Origin of the sequence: Kocuria sp. CPCC 205260 (assembly GCF_040981045.1) — a bacterium.
Taxonomy (GTDB): Bacteria; Actinomycetota; Actinomycetes; order Actinomycetales; family Micrococcaceae; genus Kocuria; species Kocuria palustris.
In genome coordinates, this window is sequence record NZ_JAVKPT010000002.1 from 95,303 (window position 1) to 119,833 (window position 24,531).

Here is a 24,531-nt window from a genome sequence, read left to right on the forward strand (position 1 = left end):
TCCCCGCGTCCGGCACCGTCCGCGGGGCACTGCTCATCAGCGCTGGGCTGCCCGGACTGCTCGCTCACGGAGCGCCGAAGCCCTCCTGCTCGAGCCGCTCCCGCCCGGTGTCGCTGCGCACGAAGTCGGAGAACTCCTGGGCCAGGTCCTGGTCCTCGGAATCGGTCAGGACCGAGATCGGGTAGCGGTTGACGGCCCGGTCGGTGTCGGGGATCTCGATCTCCTCGACCTGATCACCCGCGGAGGTGACGTCGGTGCGGTAGACCACGCCTGCGTCCGCCTGGCCCGAGGCCACCTTGCCCAGCACGTCCGTCACGGAGCCCTCCTCGCTCACGGCGGCCACCTCCACTCCGGTGACGTCCTCGAGCTCGACGGTCGCGGCGCCGCAGGGCACGCGCTGCTCGCAGATCACGGTGTCGAGCTCGGCGGAGGAGAGATCCTCCCAGGACTCGACTCCACCGGGATTGCCGGCCGGCACCGCGATGGTCAGGGTGTTGGTGGCCAGGGTCTGCGGCTCGCTCTCGAGCAGCCCGCCCTCGGAGGCCTGGTCCATGGTGCGCTCATCGGCGGTGGCCAGGACGTCGGCGTCGGCGCCCTCCTCCAGCTGGGAGACCAGCGCGGAGGAGCCGGCGAAGCTGAGCTGCACGTCCACGTCGGGGTGGTCCTCCTCGAACTGCTCGGCCAGATCGGTGAAGCTGTCCGTCAGCGAGGCGGCCGCGAAGACCGTCAGCGTCTGCTGCTCCTCGCCGTCCTCTTCCAAGCCTCCGCAGCCGCTCAGGGCCAGCGCGGGGACGGCCGCCAGGGCCAGCGGGCGCAGGGTGCGCGCGCTCATCGCCCCTCCCCCGGGACGTCGACGACCACGTGGGTGGCCTTGACCGAGGCGGTGGCGATCGAGCCGGGCTCCAGGCCCAGCTCCTGCACGGCCTCCGTGGACATCAGCGAGACCACGCGGTGCGGACCGCACTGAATCTCGACCTGGGACATCACCGTGTCCGAGCAGACCTCGGTGACGAGCCCGACCCAGCGGTTGCGCGCCGAGCTGACCACGGCCGTGGGGTCCTCCGGCTGATGGGCCTGGCTCTTGGCCAGCTGCGCCAGCTCGAGGGCATCGACCACGCCGCGCCCGGCGTCGTCGCGGTGCTCCGTGAGCCTGCCCGCCGAGATCCACCGCCGGACGGTGTCGTCGCTGACATCGAGGAAGGAGGCCGCCTGGGCCACCGAGAGCGCCTTCATGCGCCTCACCGTATTCCGGATCCGCAGATGCGGCAGGATGTTGCCTGATATTCCGCAGATCGGGCTTCATGCGGGGTTTCCGCCCGCCCTCAGAGCCCACATCCCCGGACGTGCAGGCTGGCTACAATGAGTCCATGCGCAAACTGCAGAAGGCGATCATCGAGGAGATGGGCGTCCAGCCCCGGATCGATCCGGCGCAGGAGGTCCAGCGCCGCGTGCAGCTGCTGTGCGATTACGCGGCGGCCTCCCGCTGCCCTGGATTCGTCCTGGGGATCTCCGGCGGTGTGGACTCGACCTTGGCCGGGCGGCTGGCCCAGCTGGCCGTCGAGCAGATGCGGCAGGAGGGGCGGGAGGCCTCGTTCGTGGCCGTCCGCCTGCCCTACCGCGTGCAGGCCGACGAGGACGACGCCCAGGAGGCCCTCCGCTTCATCCGCGCCGACGAGGCGCTCACGGTCGATGTGGCCCCCGGAGCCGACGGGATCGCCCAGCAGGTCGAGGCCGCCCTGGGCGCTGCGACCAGCGACTTCAACAAGGGCAATATCAAGGCCCGCGTGCGCGCCGTGGCCCAGTACGCGATTGCAGGCCAGCGGGGCCTGCTCGTGCTCGGCACGGACCACGGCGCCGAGTCCGTGACCGGCTTCTTCACCAAGTTCGGCGACGGCGCCGCCGACGTCCTGCCGCTGTTCGGCCTGGACAAGCGCCAGATCCGCAGCATCGTCCGCCACCTCGGCGGGCCCGAGCCGCTGTGGTCCAAGGCCCCCACCGCCGATCTGCTCGACACCTCCCCCGGTCGCACCGACGAGGACGAGCTCGGGCTGGGCTACGACAGCATCGACGACTATCTCGAGGGCCGCGAGGTCCCCGACGAGATCGCCGAGCGGATCGAGGCTCGCTGGCGGATGACCCGGCACAAGCGCACCACCCCGGCCACGCTGCTCGACGACTGGTGGCGCTGAGCACTCGCTGAGGGGCCCGGGCGCCAGCAGCCCAGGCCGCGGCCCTCAGGCGCGGCGCAGCAGGATGCCCTGGTGCGCGCGCAGGACTTGGGTGCCGCGCATCGGGGCCCCGTCCGGGCCCAGCATGCCCTCAGGGATCGTCACATGACGGCGACGTCGCCCGTCGGAGGCCAGGTTGACCACGGCCCAGCCGCCCTCGAACTCGCGCGACCACATGCTCACCACGCCCTCGGCAGGTCCCAGCGGGGCTCCGAGGTCCCACTGCATCTCCGGGATCCAGTGCGCCCGGGTGCCGTCGCGGGAGCCCGCTGCGAAGCGGCCGCGCCCGGCGCCGAAGACCCAGAACGCCGCCAGCCCGCAGCGCACGAGCTGCTGCTCCTGGGCCTGGTCCAGCTCGGTGCGACGCAGCAGCGACGCCGCGATCGGCATCCGCACGAGCACGAGCTGCTCGGCCGGCACCCGACCCGGGCCCTCGCTCGTGATGAGCGAGGCCTGCTGCCGGGCGGCCCCGGGATCGAGCATCCGGCCGTGGGCGGTGCTCAGCCACGTCGGCTCGCACACCCCGCCCCAGGCCGAGAGCTCGACCCAGCGCTCAGGCATCCGCCGCGCGTCCTCGACGACGGCGATGAGCAGCTTCCCGATCCCGTTCAGCGCCTCGCCGGCCTGGCGGATCAGGGCATCGTGCGCCTCGCGCAGCTGCGTGTCGGAGCCCAGGTCCGGCAGCGGGAGGTCCAACGGGTGGTCGTCGAGGTCCAGGTCATCGGCCAGCACGCCGTCGAAGGGCGAGTCCGACAGCTCGCGCACGATCGCCTCGGTCCAGGCGGTGCGGCAGGCCGGGTCCCAGATCCGCAGCTGCCACTGGCCCGGGTGCGCCCCCCATGTGATGGCCTCCTCGGCCCGGCTGCGCGCCACCCAGCCGTTCGCCTCGGCCTGGTCGTAGGACAGCCCGTTCGAGTGCACGGGGCCGGTCTCGGACTCGTCCACGATCAGCGTGCGCCGGCGGCACAGCACCACGACCGCCGGGTCCTCGGACTTCAGCCGCTGCGCCGCGGCCGTCTCCCACGGCTCCAGCACGACCGTGCCGACCTCGCCCACGGCGTGCCCGATCTCCAGTGCGCGCCTGCCCTCGCTGGCGGCGCCTCCCAGCCGCACCCACGCGCCCGGACGGCCGCCCCCGATGCGCTCTCGGGCACTGTCCGTCGAATCGGCCATGTGCTCCGCTCCCCCTTCTCGTCGGCCGGCGCGCACTGCGCACGACCCGTGCCCGGTCGCGGACGATGCCGTCGCCGGGACTCCCCTGTACCGGGCGACGGCCCCCACCGTCGCCCCTGCGCCGCTGCCCGCGGCGCCGCGCGATTCCGCGCTGGGCAGACACATTGGAACCGACCGCGCATCACAGCGGCAACGCGGGGCATGTCCCCTCAAGGGCGAACGGCACGGCCAGAACACCCCTCTGCGAGCCCCGACGAGCACAGGATCGATGCCGTCCGGTTCCAACGACAATCATCATCTCTGCACGTCAGCAACGTGTTCCGGAGCACCGGGCTCGCACGTGGGCGGACACCGCCGATCGGGGGTCGGGCTGAATCGCGGCGGATGTCTGTGACCCGTTGTGTCGACGGGCTCCCGGCCTCCGGCCCGCGTGCTGCGTCGACTCCCCCGGCTGCGGCGTCAGCCGGCACCGATACCCTGAGGCCCATGAAGATCGCCACCTGGAACGTGAACTCGATCCGTGCCCGCGCCGATCGCGTGGAGGCCTGGCTCGAGCGCACGGACGCCGACGTCCTGGCCATCCAGGAGACCAAAGCCAAGGACGAGTCCTTCCCGTGGGAGGCCTTCGAGTTCTCCGGCTACGAGGTCGCGCACTTCGGGCTGAGCCAGTGGAACGGGGTGGCCATCGCCTCGCGCGTGGGCCTCGAGGACGTCGAGCGCACGTTCCCCGGGCAGCCGTCATTCGGCAAGGAGGGCCAGGAGCCCGTCCAGGAGGCGCGCGCGATCGCCGCCACCTGCGCAGGGGTGCGCGTCTGGTCTCTCTACATCCCCAACGGCCGCGGCCTGGACGACCCGCACATGGTCTACAAGCTCGAGTGGCTCTCGGTGCTGCGCGATCGCGCCCGCGAGTGGCTGCAGGAGGATCCCCGGGCGCAGATCGCCCTGGTGGGCGACTGGAACGTGGCACCGCAGGACCACGATGTCTGGGACATGCAGTTCTTCCTGGACAACGGCATGACCCACGTCTCCGCCCCGGAGCGCCGGGCCTTCCAGGCGTTCCTGGACGAGGGCTATCGCGACGTCGTGCGCGAGCGCCTGCCCGGCCCGGAGGTCTACACATACTGGGACTACACGCAGCTTCGCTTCCCCCGCAACGAGGGCATGCGCATCGACTTCCAGCTGTGCTCCCCGGCGCTGGCCGAGCGCGTCTCGGATGTGTCGATCGACCGCGACGAGCGCAAGGGCAAGGGCGCCTCGGATCACGTGCCGGTCGTCATCGAGGTCGAGTGATGCCCGCCGTCGTCGCGGTGCCGGGGTCGCTGCCGTGGCGCCGCTGAGCGGGCTCGGAAGCGCCTGGCGCGCATCGGCCGCACCGGCGCAGCGCTTCGCCCTGCGCGTCTACGTGCCGCAGGATGACCTCGACGGCATCTACCAGCCCCTGGTCCCCGCAGCGGTGCCGCCGGAGGAGGGCTCGGCAGCGCAGCTCGAGGAGCAGCTGGCCCGGCTGGCCGTCGCCGAGGACGGCTCCCTGCCCCCGCGCTTCGACGCCCTGTGGAGACTGCCGAGCTCAGCCGCTCCGGCGCACCCGGGCGAAGGCCCACCCAGGCCGCTGTTCCACCCGTCGCAGCGCCTGCGCCGCAGCCTGCAGCTGTTCGCCGCGGCCGAGGAGGGCGATCAGGACGCCGCGCTGCTGTCCCTGCTGCTGCCGCATGACGAGGTCGCCGGCCGTGCCCGGACTGCTGCCCCCGAGCATTTCCTGCCGCAGTACGCCCGCCAGTCGGACTGGACGGTGCCGCTGTCCTGGTTCGCCCTGTTCCTCGAAGAGGACCTGGTGCGCACCCCGTTCCGCGGGCGGATGCGCCACCGGCTGATCGCCCCTGCCTCCGTGGCCGCCCAGCGCGCCGGGGAGGCCTCCGGGGCCATCGCGTCGCTGCAGCGCGAGGACGTGGCCGAGCTCGCCGAGGATCTGCAGCGGCTGTCGCGATGGGTCGGCTCCTTCGGGCACGGGGCGCTCATCACCCTGGACTACGGCGCGGTCGCCGATCGCCTGCAGCCGGACGAGAGCCCCCGCGACATGGCCGATGCCATGGCCTTCGCCCGCGACGGAGACCTGGAGTCCACGGCGCTCGCCCTGCGGCGGCTGGTGCGCCGCTGGCTGCCGATCGCGCAGCTGGAGCACGCGAGCTGAACCGCACGGGTTCGGCTCCGCCCTGATCAGGCCCCCTCCCGCTCCCGGATGCCGTAGAGACGTGCGGAGAGCTTGGCGGCGGCCTGGCGCGGCACGCAGCGCTCTCGCTGCTCGTCGTCGACCTGGCCGCCCTCGCTGCGGCAGGTCAGCGCCACACTGGCCATGGGCAGGCCGCGGTGATCCCGGGCCGCGCCCGAGACCGTCTCCAGCCCCTCGGTGACCTCACCCGTCTCCTGCCCCCAGCCGTGCGAGCGGATGCGCACCAGCTCGGCGGACAGCTCGAAGGCCGCGACCCCCAGGCCGTAGAGGTGCTCCTCCGGCGGCCAGACGACGAAGCCCTCCTCCTCCATGACCCGCAGGAGGTGATAGACCGAAGAACGGGGCAGCTCGAGCGCCGAGGCGATCGACGCCGCAGCCACCGGACCGCCCCGGCCCGCCAGGTAGCGCAGGACGCGCAGGGTGCTGCTCGCCGCCGGGACCTCGGGTCAGGCCATGGACTTCATCCTCGACGTCGTCGTGAATGCCCTGAGGGCCTCGTGCGCACAGGGCGATCGGGTCGTCGTCGATCCCGACTCAGTGAAGGTGCATCTATCACTGTGCCACTCGAATCGGCAGAGGCGAACCGCACCTGCCAAGATGTGTGCTGCGGCTCGGGAGGATATGCCATCGCGGACAGATCCTCAGCCCACTGCCTGCCCGAGCGCACCCCAGAGCTGGATCTTCAGGAGAGCCCATGACCCACCACGACCCTGCCCGGCAGCCTGCCGCCGACCTCGCTCCCGGCAGGGAGGGCACCGAGCTCAAGCGCGGGCTGAGCAATCGGCATATCCAGTTCATCGCGCTGGGCTCGGCGATCGGCACCGGCCTGTTCTACGGCTCCGCCTCGGCCATCTCCATGGCCGGGCCCTCGGTGCTGCTGGTCTACCTGATCGCCGGGCTCGCGGTGTTCATGGTCATGCGCGCCCTCGGCGAGCTCGCTGTGCGCCACCCGCTGCCGGGCTCCTTCGGCCAGTACGCGGCGCGCTACCTCGGGCCGTTCGCCGGCTACGTCACGGGCTGGACCTTCGTGTTCGAGATGGCCGTCGTGGCCATCGCCGATGTCACCGCGTTCGCCGTCTACATGAGCTTCTGGTTCCCCGGCACGCCGGCGTGGATCTGGATCACCGCCGTCATCCTGTTCATCGGGGCCATCAACACCCGCAACGTGAAGACCTTCGGCGAGCTCGAGTTCTGGCTCTCGAGCATCAAGGTCCTGGCGATCATCGCCATGATCGTCGGCGGCATCGCCCTGATGGTCATGGGCGTCTCCTACGCCCCGGATGCCTCCCCCGGCCCGCACAACCTCCTCGACCACGGCGGCTTCATGCCCGAGGGGGCATGGGGGCTGCTCGCGTCGCTGTCGGTCGTGGTCTTCGCCTTCGGCGGCATCGAGACCATCGGCATCACCGCCGGCGAGTCCGACGACCCCGGCCATGCCATCCCGCGGGCCATCAACGCGGTGCCGTTCCGCATCCTGCTCTTCTACATCATGGCCCTCGGCGTGATCATGTCGCTGGTGCCCTGGGACAGCATCGACGGCGAGACCAGCCCGTTCGTGCAGATCTTCGACGCCCTCGGCGTCCCGTGGGCCCCCTCGATCCTGAACCTCGTGGTGATCACCGCCGCGATCTCCGCGATCAACGCCGACACCTACGGCGCGGGCCGCGTCCTCTACGGCCTGGCCCAGCAGGGGCACGCGCCCAAGGTCTTCGCCCGCGTCTCCCGCACCGGTGTCCCGTGGCTGACCGTTCTCGGCATGCTGCTCGTGCTCGCACTGGGCGCGGTGCTCAACACCGTGATGACCGACGTCTTCGTCTTCATCGCCTCGATCGCGACCTTCGCGACCGTGTGGGTGTGGCTGATGATCCTGCTCTCCCACCTGGCCATGCGCCGAGAGCTCGGCCTCCGCGGCGGCCCCGAGTCCGAGTTCAAGGTGCCGCTGTGGCCGGTGGCCTCCTGGGCCGCGGTGGCCTTCGTGCTGCTCGTGATCGTGGTGCTGGGCATCATCCCGGACACCCGGATGGCCCTGGTGATCGGAGTCGGCTGGCTGCTCCTGCTCGGCATCGGCTACCTGTTCATCCGCGGACGCGGCCACGCCCGCCCCGAGCTCGACGACCGCACCGCGACGAACCCCCGCGTCCGTCGGGACTGAGCCGCCGTCGGGGCCCCGCAGCGCGGGACCCCGACGGCCGGGCGGTCCTCGCGCGTGCCTTGCGGCCCGTGCGCGGACCGAGTGGCGCCTGCGGGTGCCGCAGGGGAAGCCACAAGCCCGTGCGGTCGCCGAGCGTCCCCGCACAGCTCACGCGGGGCGGGCCAGGAGGAGGGGGTGCTCGACGACGACGCGTCCTCGCCGCGCTGCTCTTCGCGCTCGCGCTGGTGCCGCTTGAGGACCTCGACGTCGATGGCGCCGGTGATGGCCTCGTCATAGGCCACCGACTACTCGGCGCAGCGCTCGAGGTGCTTCTCGTGGTTCTGGGTGTAGGTGCGGCGCGGGTCCTCGCGCAGCGTCAGCGGGGCGCGGATGCGATCGCGGCGACCGGTCTCGCGCACGATCTGCACACGGCGGCGCAGCGACCACACCACGAACAGCGCGATCATGAACATGCCGATCGCGGTGTTGAAGATCATCAGGAAGATGATCACGACCATGGCCGAGGCCGCCGCCGGGTGGATCGACTCGAAGGTCTTGAGCATGGGGACGTCGGAGCCGGTGACCTCCGGGATGCGCAGGCAGCGCAGGATGGCGGCCGTCACCACGATCAGCGCGCACATCAGTCCGCCGAAGAAGCCGCCCCAGCGGGCTTCGCGGGTGTTCGGGAGGTTTCCGCCGATCACCAGGCTCATGGAGACGGCCAGCATCATGTTCATGCAGGCGTAGTTGATGCCGGAGAGCACGGCGCCCACGATGCCGATCGCGCCGAAGGAGATGAAGTACTGGAGCACCTCCTGGCCCGTGGCGAAGCCGGCTCCGACCACCAGCCCCACGAAGGCCAGAACTGTCATCAGAACGGTGCGCATGCGCATGGAGGATCCCGGGCAAGCGCGGATCGGGCACCCGGGTCCCCAGCGGATCTCCCAGGGCGGGCGCCGCTGGGCACGCCCTCCAGTGCAGGCCCGCTCACATGCTCGGGGCCCGCCGGGGCGTCAGCCCCGCTGCCGCGAGGAGCCGCCCCGGCCGCGGCCGTCGTCGCGCGTGCCGCCGCCGTCGGCGCGCTCGCACCGGGCCCGGGCCTCCTCGATGACCTCCAGGTCCAGCGCCTCGGTGAGGGTCTCGCCCTGCGCCGAGGAGTCCTGCAGGTACCCGGCCAGCTTGCGCTCGTGGCGCGCCGTGAAGCGCCGCTTGGGATCATCGCGCAGGCGCAGCAGCGCGCGGATGCGATCGCGGCGATCGGTCTCCTGGCCCACCTGGACGCGGCGGCGGACCCACCAGACGATGAAGACGACGATCATCAGCATCCCGATGTAGCCGACCAGCGGGTAGATGTAGGACATCAGCGTGGAGAAGCCCAGGAAGCTCAGGGCGTAGCCCACCAGGCACACCAGCAGGAACACGGGGCGGTAGCGGTGCGGGGCCCGCACCGTCAGGCGCCGCCCGAGGGCATAGAACAGCCCGATCACGGTGTTGAAGATCATCAGGTAGACGATGACCACCATGACCGCTGCCGCCGCCGGGTGGATGGACTCGAAGAGGCTGAGCATGGGGACCTCGGCCTGCCCCACGTCCTGGATGTTCAGGTACAGGAGCACCACGACCATCAGCACGAGGATCATGTAGAGCAGGCCGCCGCTGAAGCCGCCCCGGACCGCCTCGCGCGTGTTGGGGGTGCTGCCGCCGATCACCAGGCACATGGACACCGCGACCATGAGGTTCATGCCCGTGTAGTTCATGGCCGAGACCCACCAGGGCCGCACCGGCGACTCGGCCTGCTGGGCCACGGCGCTGAGCTGGGAGAGGTCCTGCGGCAGATCGAACATGGTCCAGACGAAGGCCGCCAGGATCGCGATGACCACCAGCGGGGTGATCCCGGAGATGATGCTGGAGACGCGGTCGACGTCGAGCTGACCCGCCGCCAGCACGAGCACGGCCATCAGCCCGGCCCCGATCCAGGTGGGCAGGCCGAACTGCTGCTCCAGCGTGGAGCCCGCGCCGGCGATCATCACGAAGCCGACCGAGAACAGCGTGAAGGTCACCGACCAGTCCAGGAACCGCGACAGCCACGGGTGCGCGACGTTGCCGAAGACCTTGGAGTGGCTCTCGGCCATGAAGTAGCTGCCCAGAAGCAGGGTCACCGACCCCGCCGCCGTCACCAGCAGCCCGGAGATCACCGCGCCCCAGATCCCGACGGCGCCGAAGGACGTGAAGTACTGGATCATCTCCTGGCCGGTCGCGAACCCCGCCCCCACGATCAGCCCCACGAATGCCAGGGCGACCTTCACGGCCGTCATCTTCCTCATGCGGGGCAGTCCCTCCTCGGAGATGGAGCAGGGCGGGCCGAGTCCCGCCCTGCTCCGGATCGGCTCGGTGAGCTTCCGATCCTATGCGCCCTGCGTGGTGCGCCTCACATCGCACGACGCCCGACGGACGCGCAGCGAGGCGGCTGCACAGAGGCTCAGGCCGGCGCGCGGTCGCCGTCGTGCTCCGCGGAGCCCTCGTCGTCCGAGAGCTCGAGGTCCTGCTCCGTGCGCGATTCGAGCACCTGGGTCAGGCGGTCGTCATCGGCCGGCGACTGCCGCACGGCCTCCTCGTAGCGCTTCTCGTGACCGGGGGCGTAGTCCTTGCCCGGGTCGCGGCGCAGGCGCAGCAGGGCGCGCAGACGGCCGCGGCGCGTGGTCTCCTCTGCGATCTGCGTGCGGTAGCGCGCCCAGCCGAAGACCATGACCACGATCATGACCATGCCTGTGTAGCCGATCACCGGGTAGACGTACTCCATGAGGGTGTCGAAGCCGGCGAAGCTCACGCCGTAGCCGAGCAGGCAGGCGAGCAGGAAGACCGGGCGGTACTTGTCCCGGTGCGAGGCCGTCAGCCGGCGCCCCAGTGCGTAGAACATGCCGATCGCGGTGTTGAAGATCATCGCGAAGATGATGAACACCATGATCGTGGCCAGCACCGGGTGCATGGCCTCGAACAGCTGCAGCATGGGCACCGCGGAGTCGCCGACCTCTGCCATGTTGAAGTACAGGGCGACCGCTGCCATCAGCAGCAGCACCGTGTAGAGGATGCCCCCTATCAGGCCGCCGAGACCGGCCTCGCGCGGCTCGGCATTGTTGCCGCCGATCACCAGGCACATGGACACGCCCAGCAGCAGTGCCAGGCCGTTGTAGTTCAGGGCCGAGAGCAGCCACGGCTGGACAGGGGAGGCCTGCTCCTGGGCGACCGAGTTGAGCTGCGAGAAGTCCTGCGGCAGGTTCGCCATCGTGTAGATGAACGCGACGATCACGGCCAGGATGACCAGAGGGGTGAGCATCGAGATGACGTCGGAGACCTTCTCGACGTCCAGCAGGCCCACCAGCATGACGATCACCGTCATCACCGCAGCACCTGCCCAGGCGGGGAAGCCCCACTGCTGCTCGAGCGTGGAGCCGGCTCCAGCCAGCATGACGAACCCGACCGCGAAGAGGGTCAGGGTCACGGCGATATCCAGGAACCGCGAGATCACGGGGTTGGCCACGCTGCGAAAGACGCGGTTGTGCTCCTCAGCCAGGTAGAAGCTGCCCAGCTGGATGATCACGGCGCCGGCCAGCGCGAACACCACGCCTGCGACCACGGCGCCGACGAGGCCGATGGCCCCGAAGGAGAGGAAGTACTGGATGACCTCCTGGCCCGTGGCGAATCCCGCTCCCACGAGCAGGCCCACGAAGGCCAGGGCGATCTTGCAGGATCTCTTCAGAGACACTGTGGACAGGCTCCTCATCGTCTGTTGTCCGTCCCGGAGGCGCCGCCGCGGCTGCGGCAGGGCGCGAAACGGCCCCCAGCCTCTTGTCGTCCTGGGGGCCGCGGTTCTTCCGGGTGGGCGCTTATGCGCCGACGTTCCACTGTAGGTGAGCCCGCTGATGATCCCCAGCGCCGGGTCACATCCCGATCACGATGCTCAGCTCGAGCAGTGCCGCCTGATCCAGAGATCGACGGGGTCCAGGTCCGTGCGCAGCTCGTCGAGCTCCTGCGGCTCCAGACCCGCTCCGTAGCCCTCGAGCAGCCCGGCGGCAGCGCGGAAGTCGTCCTGCACGGCAGCCGGCGCGTCCTCGGCGGCATCGCGCACGTCCTCGGCCGTCGCCGCCGGATCCAGCGACGGGGCGCCGTCCTCCTCGGCCAGCGGCAGCAGGGTGAGGGAGAGGTACAGCTCGGACACCACGGCGCACTGCTCGGGTGCCGCCGGGTGCGGTGCGGCCTGCTGGCGCGAGTCGGAGCCACCGTCCGTGCTCGCCTGGGCCTGCGGCGAGGTCTGCACTCCCCCGAGGGGCGTCCCGCCGTCGGCGGCGCAGCCCGACAGCACCGCGACGACCGCCAGCAGGGCGGCAGCGGGCAGCAGACGACGCGGTGCGGATGCTCGGCTCACGCCCACACAGTAGCGGCCGCGCGAGCCGTCACGGCCGAACGAGCTCGAAGGCCACGATGTCAACGGCGCTGCCACCGGGCATGTCCGGGTAGTGCCGGTCGAGAGCGGCCTGCAGCTGGGCGAGGGACTCGAAGCCGTCGCGCACGGCGTCCTGCTCGCTGAGCTCGTCGCGGCGCACGGTGCGCACGCCAGTCACCTCGGCGCTGATCACGACGTCCTCGCCGGAATCCTTCTCCAACACGATCTCGGCCGGACCCGGGACGAAGGGGTCCTGGTACCGCACGGTCTGGCGCTTGCTGCCATCCCGGATCAGGGTCTCGTAGCCCTCCCACATGAGGATGCGCTGCAGCGGCTGTCCGCCGGCGTCGGGGCTCTGGTGCTGGTTCGGCTCTGCGGTCATGGCGCCCACGGTAGCCGCCGCTCCGTCGCCCTCGACCGGCCGATTGCGGACTGCCCAGCCGTCGGCTGGTGGGATGGGGAATCGGCCGCTCGGACAGCGGAGGGGATGACGCTCGACAAGCGGGCGGGCATGCAGAAGGCCCCCGCACTGGTGTGCGGGGGCCTTCTGGGCTGTGGCTCCGACCGGCGTCGATCCGGTGACCTTACGATTTTCAGTCGTACGCTCTACCAACTGAGCTACAGAGCCAGGCATCCGGTGTCTCAGATGCCAAGACGGCCTCAGCTGAGCTGACGCCGTCCGTGCGACCCTGACGGGACTTGAACCCGCGACCTCCGCCGTGACAGGGCGGCGCGCTAACCAACTGCGCTACAGGGCCTTGTGGAGTGCTTACAGGCGGTCCCGCGGGACCTCCCTGCCGTTTTCCAACGAGGCAAGATATTAGCACCATGACAGCCCCTGCGCGCAAATCGGGATCCGCAGCCCCCGGAGCTCATCCGTCGGGCGCTGAATGCCCCCGGAGACGACGAAGCGCCCGGCCGGCTGATGCCGACCGGGCGCTCGCCTGCGCTGGTACCCCCAACGGGATTCGAACCCGTGTCGCCGCCGTGAAAGGGCGGTGTCCTAGGCCTCTAGACGATGAGGGCGCACCGCGCGCAAGGCACGCGGACGGAACCGGAGCCTATCAGGTCCGCCCCCTCCCCCGAGGGCCCGACGATGCCTCGACGACGGCGATCAACAGCCGTTGTCAGGCCCTTGCGCGAGAATGCAGCGGTGATGGACGTCAGCGAGGCCGAGTTCGAATCCCTGGTCGATGATGCCCTCGACGGCATCCCCGAGGACATCTTCGCGATGCTCGACAACGTCGTCGTGCTGATCGAAGCACGGCCTCCGGAGGGGATGCCGGAGCTGCTGGGGCTCTACGAGGGCGTGCCGCTCACCGAGAGGGACTCGTCGTGGATGGGCTCGCTGCCCGATCACATCCGCATCTTCCGCGAACCGCTGCTGCGCATGTGCCGCGATCGGGATGAGCTGGTCCACGAGATCACCGTGACCGTCGTGCATGAGATCGCCCACCACTTCGGGATCGAGGAGCAGCGGCTGCACCGACTCGGCTGGGGATGAGGCAGCCGTACCGCGTGCTTGCAGGAGCGCGGGGCAGAATGTCCGCAGGAGCCCACCGCACACCACTCGTCAGCAGGAGACAGCGATGACCGCAGAGGATGGACTGCCCTCGGAGACGAGGCCCGCGACCTGGAGCACCTGGGACCGCTCCGGGACGGCGGAGGACGTCCGCACGCTGCGCCCCCAGACCGTCGAGCAGCTCTCCGAGGCCATGGCGGCGGCCGCGGCGGCGGGGCTGAGCACCCGGGTCACGGGCGCGGGCCACAGCTTCAACCTGCTGGCTCAGCCGCAGGAGCTGCGCCTGGACACCTCCGAGCTTGTGGGGCTGCAGGAGGTCGACCGGCAGGGGCGTCGAGCCACGCTGCTGGGCGGCACCCCACTGATCCAGGCCGCGCGGGAGCTCGATGCCTGCGGACTGGCCTTCTCCAACCTGCCCGACACCCTGCACCAGTCCATTGCCGGGGCGATCTCCACCGCCACGCACGGCACCGGCGCCGGCTTCCAGTCGCTGTCGGGGCAGGTCGTGGCGCTGACCCTGGTGCTCGCCTCCGGCGAGATCGTCGAGTGCTCCCTCACCCAGCGCCCGGAGCTCTTCCAGGCGACCCGGGCCGGGCTGGGCGTCGTCGGTGTGATCGCTGCCGTCACGGTGCAGTGCGAGGACTCCTTCCGCCTGCACTCCGCCGAGTTCAACGAGTCGCTCGAGCCGCTGATCGCGGGCCTGGGCGAACGCATGGCCTCGGCCGATCACTTCGAGCTGTACTGGAACCCGGGCAGCGACTCCGCCCACACCCACATCATGAGCCGCCTGCACCGGCTGCCCTCCGAATGGTCCGCCCCCGGCTCCCGGATGGCCCAGGGCGTGCGCCGCAGCGACGACGCCGTCCTGCGCCGCGCCCTGCCGGCGGCCCTGAACCGCCTGGCCGGGGCCGCCCCGCGAGCGATCCCCGGGCTGCGCCGGCTGGACTCGCTGTCGCTGAGCTCGCGGCGCTACACGGATCTGTCCTACAAGGTCTTCGCCTCCTCGAGGCCCGTGAAGTTCCTGCAGACCGAGTGGGCCGTGCCCCTCGAGCAGCTCCCGGAGACCTTCCGCGAGGTGCAGAAGGTGCTCGAGCGCGAGCAGGCCGATCTGGGCCTCCCGCTGAGCGTGCGATGCTCGGCGCCGGAGGAGACCTGGCTGTCTCCGGCGCACGCGCGCTACACCGGGTGGATCACGGTGCGGCAGTTCTGGCGGCGCTGGCGCCCGGAGACCTTCGAGGCCCTCGAGGAGGTCTTCCTGGCCCACGACGGACGCCCCCACTGGGGCGGTCGGCATGGACTGCAGGCCGAGCAGCTGCGTCCCATGTACGCGCACTGGGACGACTTCCTGGCCGTGCGCGAGCAGGCGGACCCCCGGGGCCTCCTGCTCAACGACACCGCCCGCGGCCTGCTGGGCCTCTGAGAGCAGCTGCCGGCCCCGCCCCGCGAGCGGGGCAGGACCGGCAGACGGGGCTCAGCCCTGTCGGGAGACCCGGACCATCTCCTCGCGGTCCACGACCTTCACGCGCTCGCGGGGGTTGCCCTCGGCGTCGTGGGAGGAGGCGCCGAGCGCCTGCTCGTGCTCGTCGAGCTGCAGCCAGCCGTCCCAGGTGGTGTACTCGACGCCCTTGGACTCGAGGGTCTCCACGACCGCCTCGGGCTCGGGGCGCACGGCCGAGAGCTGGCCGCGGTCCTCGAGCAGGTGCGTGATGGTCTCGAGGGCATCCGACTTGGTGGCGCCGATCAGGCCCACGGGTCCGCGCTTGATCCAGCCGGAGGCGTAGACGCCGTTGAGCACCGAGCCCTCGGGATCGATCACGCGCCCCTCCTGGTTCAGGATCACGCCGCGGTGGAGGTCGAACGGGATCTCCGGCAGCGGCGAGCCCAGGTAGCCGATCGCGTAGTAGACGGCGCCCATGGGGTGGTCGACGTACTCGCCGATCGGGGACACGGAGCCGTCCTCGTTGAGGCGGGTGCGCTCGGTGCGCAGCGCCACGACCTTGCCGTCCTCGCCCAGGATCTGCTCCGGGCGCTGGAAGAAGTGCAGGTGCAGGCGGCGCGAGGCCGTCTTGGGGGTCTCGTCCTCGACCCACTTGCGCAGGGTCTTGAGCATGACCTTGGCCTGGTTGGAGTCACCGGCTGCCTCGTCGGCCACATCCTCCGGGGAGTAGTCCTCGTCGTGGACGATGACGTCGACGTCCGGGACCTTGCCGAGCTCGCGCAGCTCGAGCGGGGTGAACTTCATCTGGGCCGGGCCGCGGCGGCCGAAGACGTGGACGTCCGTGACCGGGCTGGCCTTCAGCCCCTGGTACACGTTGCCCGGGATCTCGGTGGTGAGCATGTCATCCGCGTGCTTGGCCAGCACGCGGGCCACGTCCAGGGCCACGTTGCCGTTGCCGATGACCGCGACCTGCTCCGCCTCCAGGGGCCACTCGCGCGGGTAGTCGGGGTGGCCGTCGTACCAGGCGACGAAGTCCGCCGCTCCGTGCACACCGTCGAGCTCGACGCCCTCGACCTCGAGCGGGGCGTCCTTGACGGCGCCGGTGGAGAACACGACGGCGTCGTAGAGGTCCTGCAGGTCGCCCAGGGTGAGGTCCCGGCCGTACTCGACGTTGCCGAAGAAGCGCACCGCGCCGCTGCCCAGGATCTGGCGCAGGGCCGTGATGATGCCCTTGATGCGGGGGTGATCGGGGGCCACGCCGTAGCGGATCAGGCCGAAGGGGGTGGGGTAGCGGTCGAAGATGTCGATCGAGACCTCCACCTCGCCGGACTTCACGGCCTCCGACTTGGCCAGCATGTCCGCGGTGTAGATGCCCGCGGGGCCGGCGCCGATGATCGCCACGCGCAGCGGCCGTGCGGCGCCCTGCGTCTGCGTCTGCTCCGTCATGTATCTCTCCTCCTCGGCCCCAGCCGGGGGCCGTGCGTACGTTTCTGCGGCTGATCCACTGAGGCCAGCCTAAGCAATGAGTTGGTCCGCTCAGGACCGCAGCAGGCCGCGACCTCGCAGCAGCCGCTTCTCGAGCGGGTTGAACAGCAGCAGCTCGATCACGATGCCGACCGCCAGGATGGTCAGCACGGCGGTCAGCACGACCGCCATGTCCGAGACGGTGCGGCCCTGCGCCAGCAGGGAGCCCAGCCCGAAGCCGATCGAGCCGCCGATCGCGATGAGCTCGGCACCCATCAGGGAGCGCCACGAGAACGCCCAGCCCTGCTTGAGCCCAGCCACATAGCCCGGCATCGCCGCGGGCAGCACGACCTTCAGCGCCAGCGTGGAGCCCGTGGCCCCCATGATCCGCCCGGCCTTGAGCAGCTGCGGCGGGATCTGGTCCACGCCGGCCAGCATGCCGTTGACGATCGACGGGATCGCGCCCATCAGCACCACGAAGTAGACCGTGGCATCCGACAGGCCGAACCACACGATCGCCGCCGGCACCCAGGCCACCGAGGGCAGCACCTGCATGCCGGAGATCAGCGGGCCCACCGCGTTGCGCAGCCCCTGCCACGAGGCGATCAGCAGGGCGAGAGGCGTGGCCACCAGAACCGCGATCAGGAAGCCGCTGATGCCTCGCCACAGCGACGTGCCCAGCGCCCCGGGAAGCGTACCGTCGGCGGTGGCCGCCCCGATCTGCCGGGCGACGTCGATCGGTCCCGGCATGATGTCCGGGCGCGGATCGATCAGGGCCACGAGCAGCTGCCAGATCAGCACGGCGGCCACGAGCGCGGCCAGCGTGGGGGCGGCGCGCTGCCGGAAGACCTCCCCCGGGGAGCGTCGACGGCGGCCGTCGGACTGCAGCGCGTCCAGCCCCGCCAGGGCGCTGTCCGGGGAGTCGGGGCTGGACGCGGACGTCTCCGAGGACGACGGGCCCGACGACGGCGTGCCGCGACCCTGCGCCCAGGGCGTCTGGGCGCCGGCGGTGGTGCGATCAGCGGGCATGGCGGCCGATCTCCTCCCTGAGGCGGCGGGTGATGGTGCGGGTCAGCTCCGCCAGCGTCTCCTCGGAGGTCTGGCCGCTGGCCTCGAAGCCGTAGGAGTCCGGATCCTTCCAGGGCCCCGTGTCCCACTGCTCGACGATCCGCCCCGGCCGCGACGACAGCAGCAGCACGCGCTGGCCCAGGTGGACGGCCGCGGAGACGTTGTGGGTGATGAACACGATGGTGCGCCCGGTGACCTCCCAGATCCGCAGCAGCTCCTCCTGGAGCAGGTCCCGGGTGATGGCGTCCAGCGCCGAGAAGGGCTCGTCCATCAGCAGGACCTCGCGCTCCTGGGCGAGGCCGCGGGCCAGGCCAACGCGCTGGCGCATGCCTCCGGAGAGCTCGTGCGGGCGCTTGTCCGCGACCTGCGGCAGGCGCACGAGCTCGAGCAGCTCCTCGGCCCGCTCGCGGCGCTGGGCACGGGGCACGCCTGCCAGCTCGAGGGCCAGCTCCACGTTCTGCCCGGCGGTGAGCCACGGGAACAGGGAGGCATCCTGGAACATGAACGCGCAGCCCTCGGCAGGGGCCGTGACGCTGCCCGCGGTGGGCTCCTCGAGTCCGGCGATGATGTTCAGCAGCGTCGTCTTGCCGGAGCCCGAGGCCCCGAGCAGGGTCACGAACTCGCCGCGGCGCACCTCCAGGTCCAGGTCCGCGAGCACGGGGGGCCCTCCGAAGGACTTGGCCAGACCGTCCAGGCGGATCACGGACTGCCCGCTCACTGCTGGGCCTCCACGGGCTCCAGGCCTCGCTGCTCGCGCACGCGGTTCAGCGGCTCCACGTCGACCATGCCGTCCAGCGAGGCATCCTGCGTGACCCCGGCGGAGACGCCGTTGTCGAGCAGGGTCGAATACGTCGAGGCCATGGGATCGGCGGTCCACTGCATCTGCTCCAGGGCGCTGATCAGCGTCTGCTCGGGCAGCGCCTGGCCCTGGGCGTCGACCATCGCCTCGTTGAGCATGACGGCCTCGTCCTCCTGCGGCATCTGCTCGAGGTGCTCGACCGAGTCCTCGAGGCCGTCGAGCAGCTTCTCCACGGTCTGCGGGTGCTCCTTGAGGTAGTCGGTGCGCACGGCCAGCACCGTCGTGGGGTACTCGCCGTCGGGCCACAGATCGCCCTCGTCCACGAGCACGCGACCGCCCTCCTCGGTCATGAGGGTGACCCACGGCTGGGGGCCCCAGAAGCCGTCGATCTGGCCCTGCCGGAAGGTCTGCAGCGCCTGACCGGAGGGCATGGGCGTGATCGAGACGGAGTCCGGGGAGCCGGTGTCCACCTCGTAGCCGCGCTCCTCGAGCCCCACGCGCAGCGCCACGTCCTGCGTGCCGCCCAGCGCCGGGGTCGCGAACGTGCGCCCGGCCAGGTCGTCCTCGCCGGCGACGTCGTCGGAGACGATGAACTGCGCGCCGCCGGAGGTCGCCCCGCCGATGATCGTGATCGACTCGCCGCCGGACTGCACGTACGAGTTGATCGCGGGGTTCGGGCCCATGAACGCGGCATCGACCTCGCCGGAGTTCATGGCCTCGATGGTCGTGGGGCCGGTCGAGAAGACCTGGGTGCTCAGCTCGGTGCTGCCCAGCGCCTCGTCGAAGATCCCGTCGTGGACACCGGCCAGCGCCGGGCCGTGCGTCAGGTTGGCGAAGTAGCCCAGCGTGAGCTCGTCGGCATCCGAGGTCTGGATCCGCTGGTCCTCGAGCGCGTCCAGCGTCCCGTTGGCGCGCAGCGCCGTGGCCGTCACGGACAGCACGAGCAGCACGGCCAGGCCTGTGAGCACCAGGGGCCAGCCGGTGAAGCGGCGCTTGGGCCGCTGCCGCCCCTGGAACCCGCCGGGGGTGCGCGTGACGGTCTCCAGCGGTTCTGGGGCGCCGTCGCGGCCGCGGCTGCGTTCGGCCACTCAGCCCTCCCCGACCAGGCCGGCGGCCAGGGTGTTCCCGGACTGCTCGTCGATCAGCAGGAAGGCACCGGTGCGGCGCAGCTGGGCGTAGTCGTCCAGCGGCAGCGCCGACGGGGTGCGCAGCACGACCGAGCCGATGTCGTTGAGCTCCAGCGTCTGCGCCTGGCCCAGCTGCATGGTCTCGAGGTCCAGGGCGCCGACGATCTCGCCCACCATGGCCTTGACCGTGGCGGTGCCGTGCTTGAGCAGCACGCGGGAGCGCGGGCGCAGAGGGGTCTCGCCGAGCCAGGCCAGGCGGGCCGCGATCTCCTTGACCGGCTCCGGCGGGGTCGGATCGGCTGCGGCGATGAGCTCGCCGCGGGCCACGTCGAGGTCATCGGCCAGGCGAAGCGTCACCGAGCGCGGGGCGGCGGCCTCCGTGAGCTGCTCGCCCGGGAAGGGACCGGCCTGCTCGGAGGCCGTGCCGGCCACGTCGATGCCCACGACCGTGCTCCGGCGCCCCGACGGCTGCACGACGACCTCATCGCCCACGGAGACGGTCCCGGAAGCGATCTGCCCGGCGTAGCCGCGGTAGTCGCGGGTGGCCTCGGGATCCACGCCCTGGGCCACGCCTCCCTGCGGGCGGATGACGTACTGCACGGGGAAGCGGAAGGGTCGGGCCTCGCCGCGGCCGGACTCGTCGACCGTGGGCAGCTCCTCGAGGATCCGCAGCAGCGGGCGGCCGTCGTAGCCGCCCCGGGAGTACCAGGACAGCCGCTCGGAGGGCTCCACGACGTTGTCGCCCTCCAGTGCGGAGACCGGCACGACCTTCAGACCCTGGAGGAGCTCCTCGGAGCCGATGCTGCGAGCGACCTCGGTGATCTCGTCGCGGATCTCGTCGAAGCGGGCCTGCGACCAGTCCACCAGGTCGATCTTGTTGACGGCCACGATCACGTGCGGGACGCGCAGCAGCGCCGTCACGGCCAGGTGGCGGCGGGTCTGCTCGAGCACGCCGTGGCGGGCGTCGACCAGCAGGACGACGGCGTCGGCGGTCGAGGCGCCGGTGACCGTGTTCTTCGTGTACTGCACGTGCCCGGGGCAGTCGGCCAGCACAAACGAGCGGCGGTCGGTCGCGAAGTAGCGGTAGGCCACATCGATCGTGATGCCCTGCTCGCGCTCGGCGCGCAGCCCGTCGGTCAGCAGGGCGAGATCCAGCTTGCCCTCGCCGCCGCCGAAGCCGCGCTCGGCGGAGGTGCGGGCCACGGCCTCGAGCTGATCGGCCAGGATCGCCTTGGCGTCGTGCAGCAGCCGGCCCACCAGGGTGGACTTGCCGTCGTCGACGGAGCCGGCGGTCGCGAAGCGGAACAGCGAGCCGGGATCGATCGTGGAGGTCACGGCGGGAGCGGAGGTCTCGGTCACGGGCACCTTCTGTGGTTCTTCGGCGCGCATCGGCGCTGGGGCGTGGACGGGGCGGAGGCAGCGGGGCTCACGGCCCGGAGGATCAGAAGTAGCCGTCCTTCTTGCGATCCTCCATGGCGGCCTCGGAGATGCGGTCATCGGCGCGGGTGGCGCCTCGCTCGGTCAGCGTGGAGACGCCCACCTCCGCGACGACGTCGGCCACGGTGGCGGCCTGGGAGACCACCGCTCCGGTGCAGGACATGTCGCCCACCGTCCGGTAGCGGACCTGCTTCGCCTCGATCTGCTCGTCCTTGCGCGGCTGGGACACGGGGGTCACCGACATCCACATGCCGTCGCGCTGGAAGACCTCGCGCTCGTGGGCGAAGTAGATCGGGGGCAGGTCGATGTGCTCGCGCTCGATGTAGCGCCAGATGTCCAGCTCGGTCCAGTTGGAGATCGGGAAGGCGCGCACGTGCTGGCCCGCCGTGTGGCGCCCGTTGTACAGGTTCCACAGCTCGGGGCGCTGGTTGCGCGGATCCCACTGCCCGAACTCGTCGCGCAGGGACAGGATGCGCTCCTTGGCCCGGGCCTTGTCCTCGTCGCGGCGCCCGCCGCCGAACACGGCGTCGAAGCGGTTGTCGGCGATCGCGTCCAGCAGCGGGGTGGTCTGCAGCGGGTTGCGGGTGCCGTCGGCGCGCTCGGTGAGGCGGCCGTCGTCGATGTAGTCCTGGACGGAGGCCACGACCAGGCGAAGCCCCAGCCGCTCGACCGTGCGGTCGCGGAAGGAGAGGACCTCCGGGAAGTTGTGCCCGGTGTCCACATGCAGCACCGGGAACGGTATCGCCGCCGGCCAGAACGCCTTGGCCGCCAGGTGGAGCATCACCACGGAGTCCTTGCCGCCGGAGAACAGCATGGCGGGGCGGTCGAACTCGGCGACGACCTCGCGGATGATGTGGATGGCCTCGGACTCGAGGGCGTCCAGGGCGGACTGCTCGCCCGTGGCGGACACGGCGGCAGACGCGGCGGTCTCTGTCATGGGGTCTCGCTCTCCTGAAGGTGCGGTGGTCTCGTGGTGCGGGCGGACCCGCGCGGGCATCAGAGGTGGATGCCGCACTCGATCTTGTCGCTGCCGGACCAGCGCCCGGCGCGGGGGTCCTCGCCTGGGGCGACCTTGCGGGTGCAGGGCGCGCAGCCGATCGAGAGGTAGCCCTCGGACAGCAGCGGGTTCACGGGCAGCCCCTCGCTGTTCGAGTGCTCCACCAGGTCGTCCAGCGACCAGCGGACCATGGGGTTGACCTTGACCAGCTTGTGGGTCTCGTCGAAGGACACGAGCGGGGCGTCGGTGCGCGTGGGCGACTCGTCGCGGCGCACGCCGGTGAACCAGACCTCGTAGTCCTGCAGGGACTCGGCCAGCGGCTCCACCTTGCGCATGGCGCAGCAGGCCGTGGGGTTCGTGCGGAACAGGTCCTTGCCGTGCTGCTCGTCCTGCTGGGCGACCGTCAGCTTGGGCATCACGTCGATCACGTTGATGTCCAGCATGGCCTTGGCGGCCTCCTTGGTGCCCTCGGTCTCCGGGAAGTGGTAACCGGTCTCCAGGAAGAGCACGTCTACGTTCGGGATCTGCTCGGCCACCAGCGCCGGCAGGACCAGGTCGGCCATCGAGCAGGCCACGGCCACCCGTGCGTTCGGGAAGTTCTCGGCGACCCAGCGGATCGCGGCCGTGTGGTCGGCCTCGCCCTGGGCCGGGACGTGGCCGTCGGCGTCGAGCTCGGCGCCCAGCTCGCGAGCGCCCGCGGCGGCGAGCTCGCGCAGCTCGTCCTCGCTGCGCAGCGTCTTCTCAGCGGTTCCAGCGGTCATTGCAGATCCTCCTCCTCGGCGCGGGTGCTCCACGCGGCGAAACCCTCTCCGGGCTCGCGTTGTTCCGCGAAGCGGCGGGTCAGGCGCTCCACGTACTCGGGCAGCTCGTCCTGGAACACCTTGAGCCCGCGCACGGTGCGGCCCAGGTTGGCGTCGCCGCCGTGCTCCGAGCTGGTCAGCCCGCCGCCCAGGTGCACCTGGTAGCCGGGCTTGGAGCCGCCGTCCTCGGTCGGCAGCAGCTGGCCCTTGAGCCCGATGTCGGCGACCTGGATGCGCGCGCACGAGTTGGGGCAGCCGTTGATGTGCAGGGAGATCGGCACGTCCAGCTCGAGGTCCTCGAGACGGCGCTCGAGCTCGTCGATGGTGTCCGAGGCGACCTGCTTGGTCTCCACGATCGCCAGCTTGCAGAACTCGATGCCCGTGCAGGCCATGGTCGAGCGGCGGAACGGCGACGGCTTGACCTTGAGGTCGATCTCGTCGAGGGCCTCGATCGCGGCGTCGACGTCGTCATCGGCGATGTCCAGCAGGACGATCTTCTGCTGCGGGGTCAGGCGCACCCGGTCCGAGCCGAAGCGCTCCATGATCTCGGCCAGCGCGGCGAGCTTCTCCCCCGGCATGCGGCCCACGCGCGGGGCCGCGCCCAGGTAGTTCCGGCCGTCCTTCTGCCGGTGCACGCCGATGTGGTCCGAGGGGCCGGTGGGCGCGGCCGGGGCGGGGCCGTCGGCCAGGGCATAGCCCAGGTACTCGGTCTCGAGCACCTCGCGCATCCTCTGCGGCCCCCAGTCCTTCATGAGGAACTTCATGCGGGCCCGGTTGCGCAGGCGGCGGTAGCCGTAGTCGCGGAAGATCGAGGTGATCCCGCGCCAGACGTCGCGAACCTGGTCCTCCTGCACGAACACGCCCAGGCGCTGGCCGAGGTACGGCTGCACCGACAGCGCGCCGGCGACCCACAGGTCGTAGCCGGGGCCGAGCTCGGGGTGCACGACGCCCACGAACGAGCAGTCGTTGATCTCGTGGGCCACGTCCAGCGACGGGTGCCCGGTGACCGCGGTCTTGTACTTGCGCGGCAGATTGGAGAACTCGAGGGTGCGCACCTCGGCCTTCAGCGTCTCGATCGCGGGTGTGGGGTCCAGGATCTCGTCGGCGGCCGCACCGGCCACCGGGGAGCCCAGGATCACGCGGGGGACGTCGCCGCAGGCCGAGACGGTGTCCAGACCGACCTCGTCCAGGCGCCGCCAGATCTCCGGGACGTCCTCCACGCGGATCCAGTGGTACTGGATGTTCTGCCGGTCCGTGATGTCCGAGGTGCCGCGGGCGAACTCCTGCGAGATCCCGGCCAGGCAGCGCAGCTGGGCGCGGGACATGGCGCCGCCGTCCAGGCGCACGCGCATCATGAAGTACTCGTCCTCGATCTCCGCGTCCGACAGCGCGCCGGTGCGGCCGCCGTCGATACCGGGGCGGCGCTGGGTGTACAGCCCCCACCAGCGGAAGCGCCCGTGGAGATCATCGGGATCGATCGAGGCGAAGCCCTCCTTCGAGTACTTCTTCTCGATCCGGGCGCGCACGGCGAAGCCGTCGTCGGCGGCCTTGAACTCCTCGTTGTGGTTCAGGGGCTCGCGGCCGTCGACCGCCCACTGCCCCTCGGGCTTGGGCTTGCGTGCGCGTGCAGGGCGCGAAGTGGTCTCGCTCGTCATGCCGACCATGGAACGACGACGGGG

The 24,531-nt window shown here is 71.0% G+C and carries 23 protein-coding genes and 3 tRNA genes; 6 read left to right on the plus strand and 20 right to left on the minus strand.

The window, feature by feature from the left end; genetic code table 11:
• Window positions 1-64: 64 nt before the first annotated feature.
• Both modA and RF645_RS05075 read right to left on the minus strand, forming a co-directional pair.
• Entirely contained in the window at window positions 65-832 is a 768-nt protein-coding gene (gene modA, locus RF645_RS05070) for a molybdate ABC transporter substrate-binding protein (protein ID WP_006214136.1), read from the minus strand.
• Entirely contained in the window at window positions 829-1,233 is a 405-nt protein-coding gene (locus RF645_RS05075) for a molybdopterin-binding protein (RefSeq protein ID WP_058871993.1), read from the minus strand. The genes modA and RF645_RS05075 overlap by 4 nt, the downstream gene beginning before the upstream one ends.
• Window positions 1,234-1,367: 134 nt before the next feature.
• Between RF645_RS05075 and nadE the strand changes: the two genes are divergently transcribed.
• Window positions 1,368-2,189: an ammonia-dependent NAD(+) synthetase gene (nadE, locus tag RF645_RS05080; protein WP_058871992.1), complete on the plus strand. Its 822-nt coding sequence runs from the start codon at window positions 1,368-1,370 to the stop codon at window positions 2,187-2,189.
• A 45-nt stretch (window positions 2,190-2,234) separates the two neighbouring features.
• Here the strand turns inward: nadE and RF645_RS05085 are convergent, their stop codons facing one another.
• Complete coding sequence (locus RF645_RS05085; RefSeq protein WP_058871991.1) at window positions 2,235-3,401, minus strand: putative glycoside hydrolase; 1,167 nt, start codon at window positions 3,399-3,401, stop codon at window positions 2,235-2,237.
• 486 nt (window positions 3,402-3,887) lie between these two features.
• On the opposite strand from RF645_RS05085, the gene RF645_RS05090 reads away from it, so the two are divergent.
• Together RF645_RS05090 and RF645_RS05095 are read left to right on the plus strand one after the other, a co-directional pair.
• On the plus strand, window positions 3,888-4,691 hold the full coding sequence (locus RF645_RS05090; protein ID WP_006214132.1) for an exodeoxyribonuclease III: 804 nt from the start codon (window positions 3,888-3,890) through the stop codon (window positions 4,689-4,691).
• Window positions 4,692-4,725: 34 nt separating this feature from the next.
• On the plus strand, window positions 4,726-5,589 hold the full coding sequence (locus tag RF645_RS05095; protein WP_058871990.1) for a hypothetical protein: 864 nt from the start codon (window positions 4,726-4,728) through the stop codon (window positions 5,587-5,589).
• Between the two features lie 26 nt (window positions 5,590-5,615).
• Here RF645_RS05095 and RF645_RS05100 read toward each other — a convergent pair whose 3' ends face one another.
• Window positions 5,616-6,008, minus strand: a complete 393-nt coding sequence (locus tag RF645_RS05100; protein ID WP_058871989.1) for a helix-turn-helix domain-containing protein — start codon at window positions 6,006-6,008, stop codon at window positions 5,616-5,618.
• 314 nt (window positions 6,009-6,322) lie between these two features.
• Here RF645_RS05100 and RF645_RS05105 point away from each other — a divergent pair, with 314 nt between their 5' ends.
• A complete protein-coding gene (locus RF645_RS05105; RefSeq protein ID WP_024289667.1) occupies window positions 6,323-7,780 on the plus strand; it encodes an amino acid permease in 1,458 nt (485 codons plus the stop codon).
• A 284-nt stretch (window positions 7,781-8,064) separates the two neighbouring features.
• Here RF645_RS05105 and RF645_RS05110 read toward each other — a convergent pair whose 3' ends face one another.
• From RF645_RS05110 to RF645_RS05145, 8 genes are all read right to left on the minus strand, one after another.
• Window positions 8,065-8,646 carry a hypothetical protein gene (locus tag RF645_RS05110; protein ID WP_153005739.1) on the minus strand — a complete coding sequence of 194 codons (582 nt, stop codon included), beginning with the start codon at window positions 8,644-8,646 and terminating at the stop codon, window positions 8,065-8,067.
• A gap of 126 nt (window positions 8,647-8,772) precedes the next feature.
• Complete coding sequence (locus tag RF645_RS05115; RefSeq protein ID WP_058871987.1) at window positions 8,773-10,083, minus strand: hypothetical protein; 1,311 nt, start codon at window positions 10,081-10,083, stop codon at window positions 8,773-8,775.
• Between the two features lie 155 nt (window positions 10,084-10,238).
• Window positions 10,239-11,522, minus strand: a complete 1,284-nt coding sequence (locus tag RF645_RS05120; RefSeq protein ID WP_058871986.1) for a hypothetical protein — start codon at window positions 11,520-11,522, stop codon at window positions 10,239-10,241.
• A 195-nt stretch (window positions 11,523-11,717) separates the two neighbouring features.
• On the minus strand, window positions 11,718-12,182 hold the full coding sequence (locus tag RF645_RS05125; RefSeq protein WP_058871985.1) for a hypothetical protein: 465 nt from the start codon (window positions 12,180-12,182) through the stop codon (window positions 11,718-11,720).
• Between the two features lie 28 nt (window positions 12,183-12,210).
• The gene (locus RF645_RS05130; RefSeq protein WP_081609461.1) at window positions 12,211-12,582 is read right to left on the minus strand and encodes an ASCH domain-containing protein; all 372 of its coding nucleotides are present in this window, start codon (window positions 12,580-12,582) and stop codon (window positions 12,211-12,213) included.
• A 173-nt stretch (window positions 12,583-12,755) separates the two neighbouring features.
• Window positions 12,756-12,828: transfer RNA gene (locus RF645_RS05135), tRNA-Phe, on the minus strand.
• A 56-nt stretch (window positions 12,829-12,884) separates the two neighbouring features.
• Window positions 12,885-12,958: transfer RNA gene (locus RF645_RS05140), tRNA-Asp, on the minus strand.
• Between the two features lie 192 nt (window positions 12,959-13,150).
• Window positions 13,151-13,226: transfer RNA gene (locus RF645_RS05145), tRNA-Glu, on the minus strand.
• A 130-nt stretch (window positions 13,227-13,356) separates the two neighbouring features.
• Here RF645_RS05145 and RF645_RS05150 point away from each other — a divergent pair.
• The gene (locus tag RF645_RS05150) at window positions 13,357-13,704 is read left to right on the plus strand and encodes a metallopeptidase family protein (RefSeq protein WP_006214124.1); all 348 of its coding nucleotides are present in this window, start codon (window positions 13,357-13,359) and stop codon (window positions 13,702-13,704) included.
• Between the two features lie 85 nt (window positions 13,705-13,789).
• Complete coding sequence (locus RF645_RS05155) at window positions 13,790-15,142, plus strand: D-arabinono-1,4-lactone oxidase (protein ID WP_058871984.1); 1,353 nt, start codon at window positions 13,790-13,792, stop codon at window positions 15,140-15,142.
• Window positions 15,143-15,193: 51 nt separating this feature from the next.
• Here RF645_RS05155 and RF645_RS05160 read toward each other — a convergent pair whose 3' ends face one another.
• From RF645_RS05160 to RF645_RS05195, 8 genes are all read right to left on the minus strand, one after another.
• Window positions 15,194-16,606: an FAD-dependent oxidoreductase gene (locus RF645_RS05160; protein WP_006214122.1), complete on the minus strand. Its 1,413-nt coding sequence runs from the start codon at window positions 16,604-16,606 to the stop codon at window positions 15,194-15,196.
• 90 nt (window positions 16,607-16,696) lie between these two features.
• Complete coding sequence (locus RF645_RS05165) at window positions 16,697-17,653, minus strand: ABC transporter permease (RefSeq protein ID WP_006214121.1); 957 nt, start codon at window positions 17,651-17,653, stop codon at window positions 16,697-16,699.
• Complete coding sequence (locus tag RF645_RS05170) at window positions 17,643-18,410, minus strand: ABC transporter ATP-binding protein (protein ID WP_058871983.1); 768 nt, start codon at window positions 18,408-18,410, stop codon at window positions 17,643-17,645. Before RF645_RS05170 ends, RF645_RS05165 begins: the two co-directional genes overlap by 11 nt.
• Entirely contained in the window at window positions 18,407-19,579 is a 1,173-nt protein-coding gene (locus tag RF645_RS05175) for an ABC transporter substrate-binding protein (RefSeq protein WP_058871982.1), read from the minus strand. Before RF645_RS05175 ends, RF645_RS05170 begins: the two co-directional genes overlap by 4 nt.
• The gene (locus RF645_RS05180) at window positions 19,580-20,977 is read right to left on the minus strand and encodes a sulfate adenylyltransferase subunit 1 (RefSeq protein ID WP_058871981.1); all 1,398 of its coding nucleotides are present in this window, start codon (window positions 20,975-20,977) and stop codon (window positions 19,580-19,582) included. It abuts the gene before it with no gap.
• 82 nt (window positions 20,978-21,059) lie between these two features.
• Window positions 21,060-21,992 (minus strand): sulfate adenylyltransferase subunit CysD, encoded by a 933-nt coding sequence (gene cysD / locus RF645_RS05185; RefSeq protein WP_006214117.1) that lies wholly within the window; start codon window positions 21,990-21,992, stop codon window positions 21,060-21,062.
• A gap of 59 nt (window positions 21,993-22,051) precedes the next feature.
• Window positions 22,052-22,813: a phosphoadenylyl-sulfate reductase gene (locus RF645_RS05190; RefSeq protein ID WP_006214116.1), complete on the minus strand. Its 762-nt coding sequence runs from the start codon at window positions 22,811-22,813 to the stop codon at window positions 22,052-22,054.
• Window positions 22,810-24,507, minus strand: a complete 1,698-nt coding sequence (locus RF645_RS05195; RefSeq protein WP_058872049.1) for a nitrite/sulfite reductase — start codon at window positions 24,505-24,507, stop codon at window positions 22,810-22,812. Before RF645_RS05195 ends, RF645_RS05190 begins: the two co-directional genes overlap by 4 nt.
• Window positions 24,508-24,531: the final 24 nt, after the last annotated feature.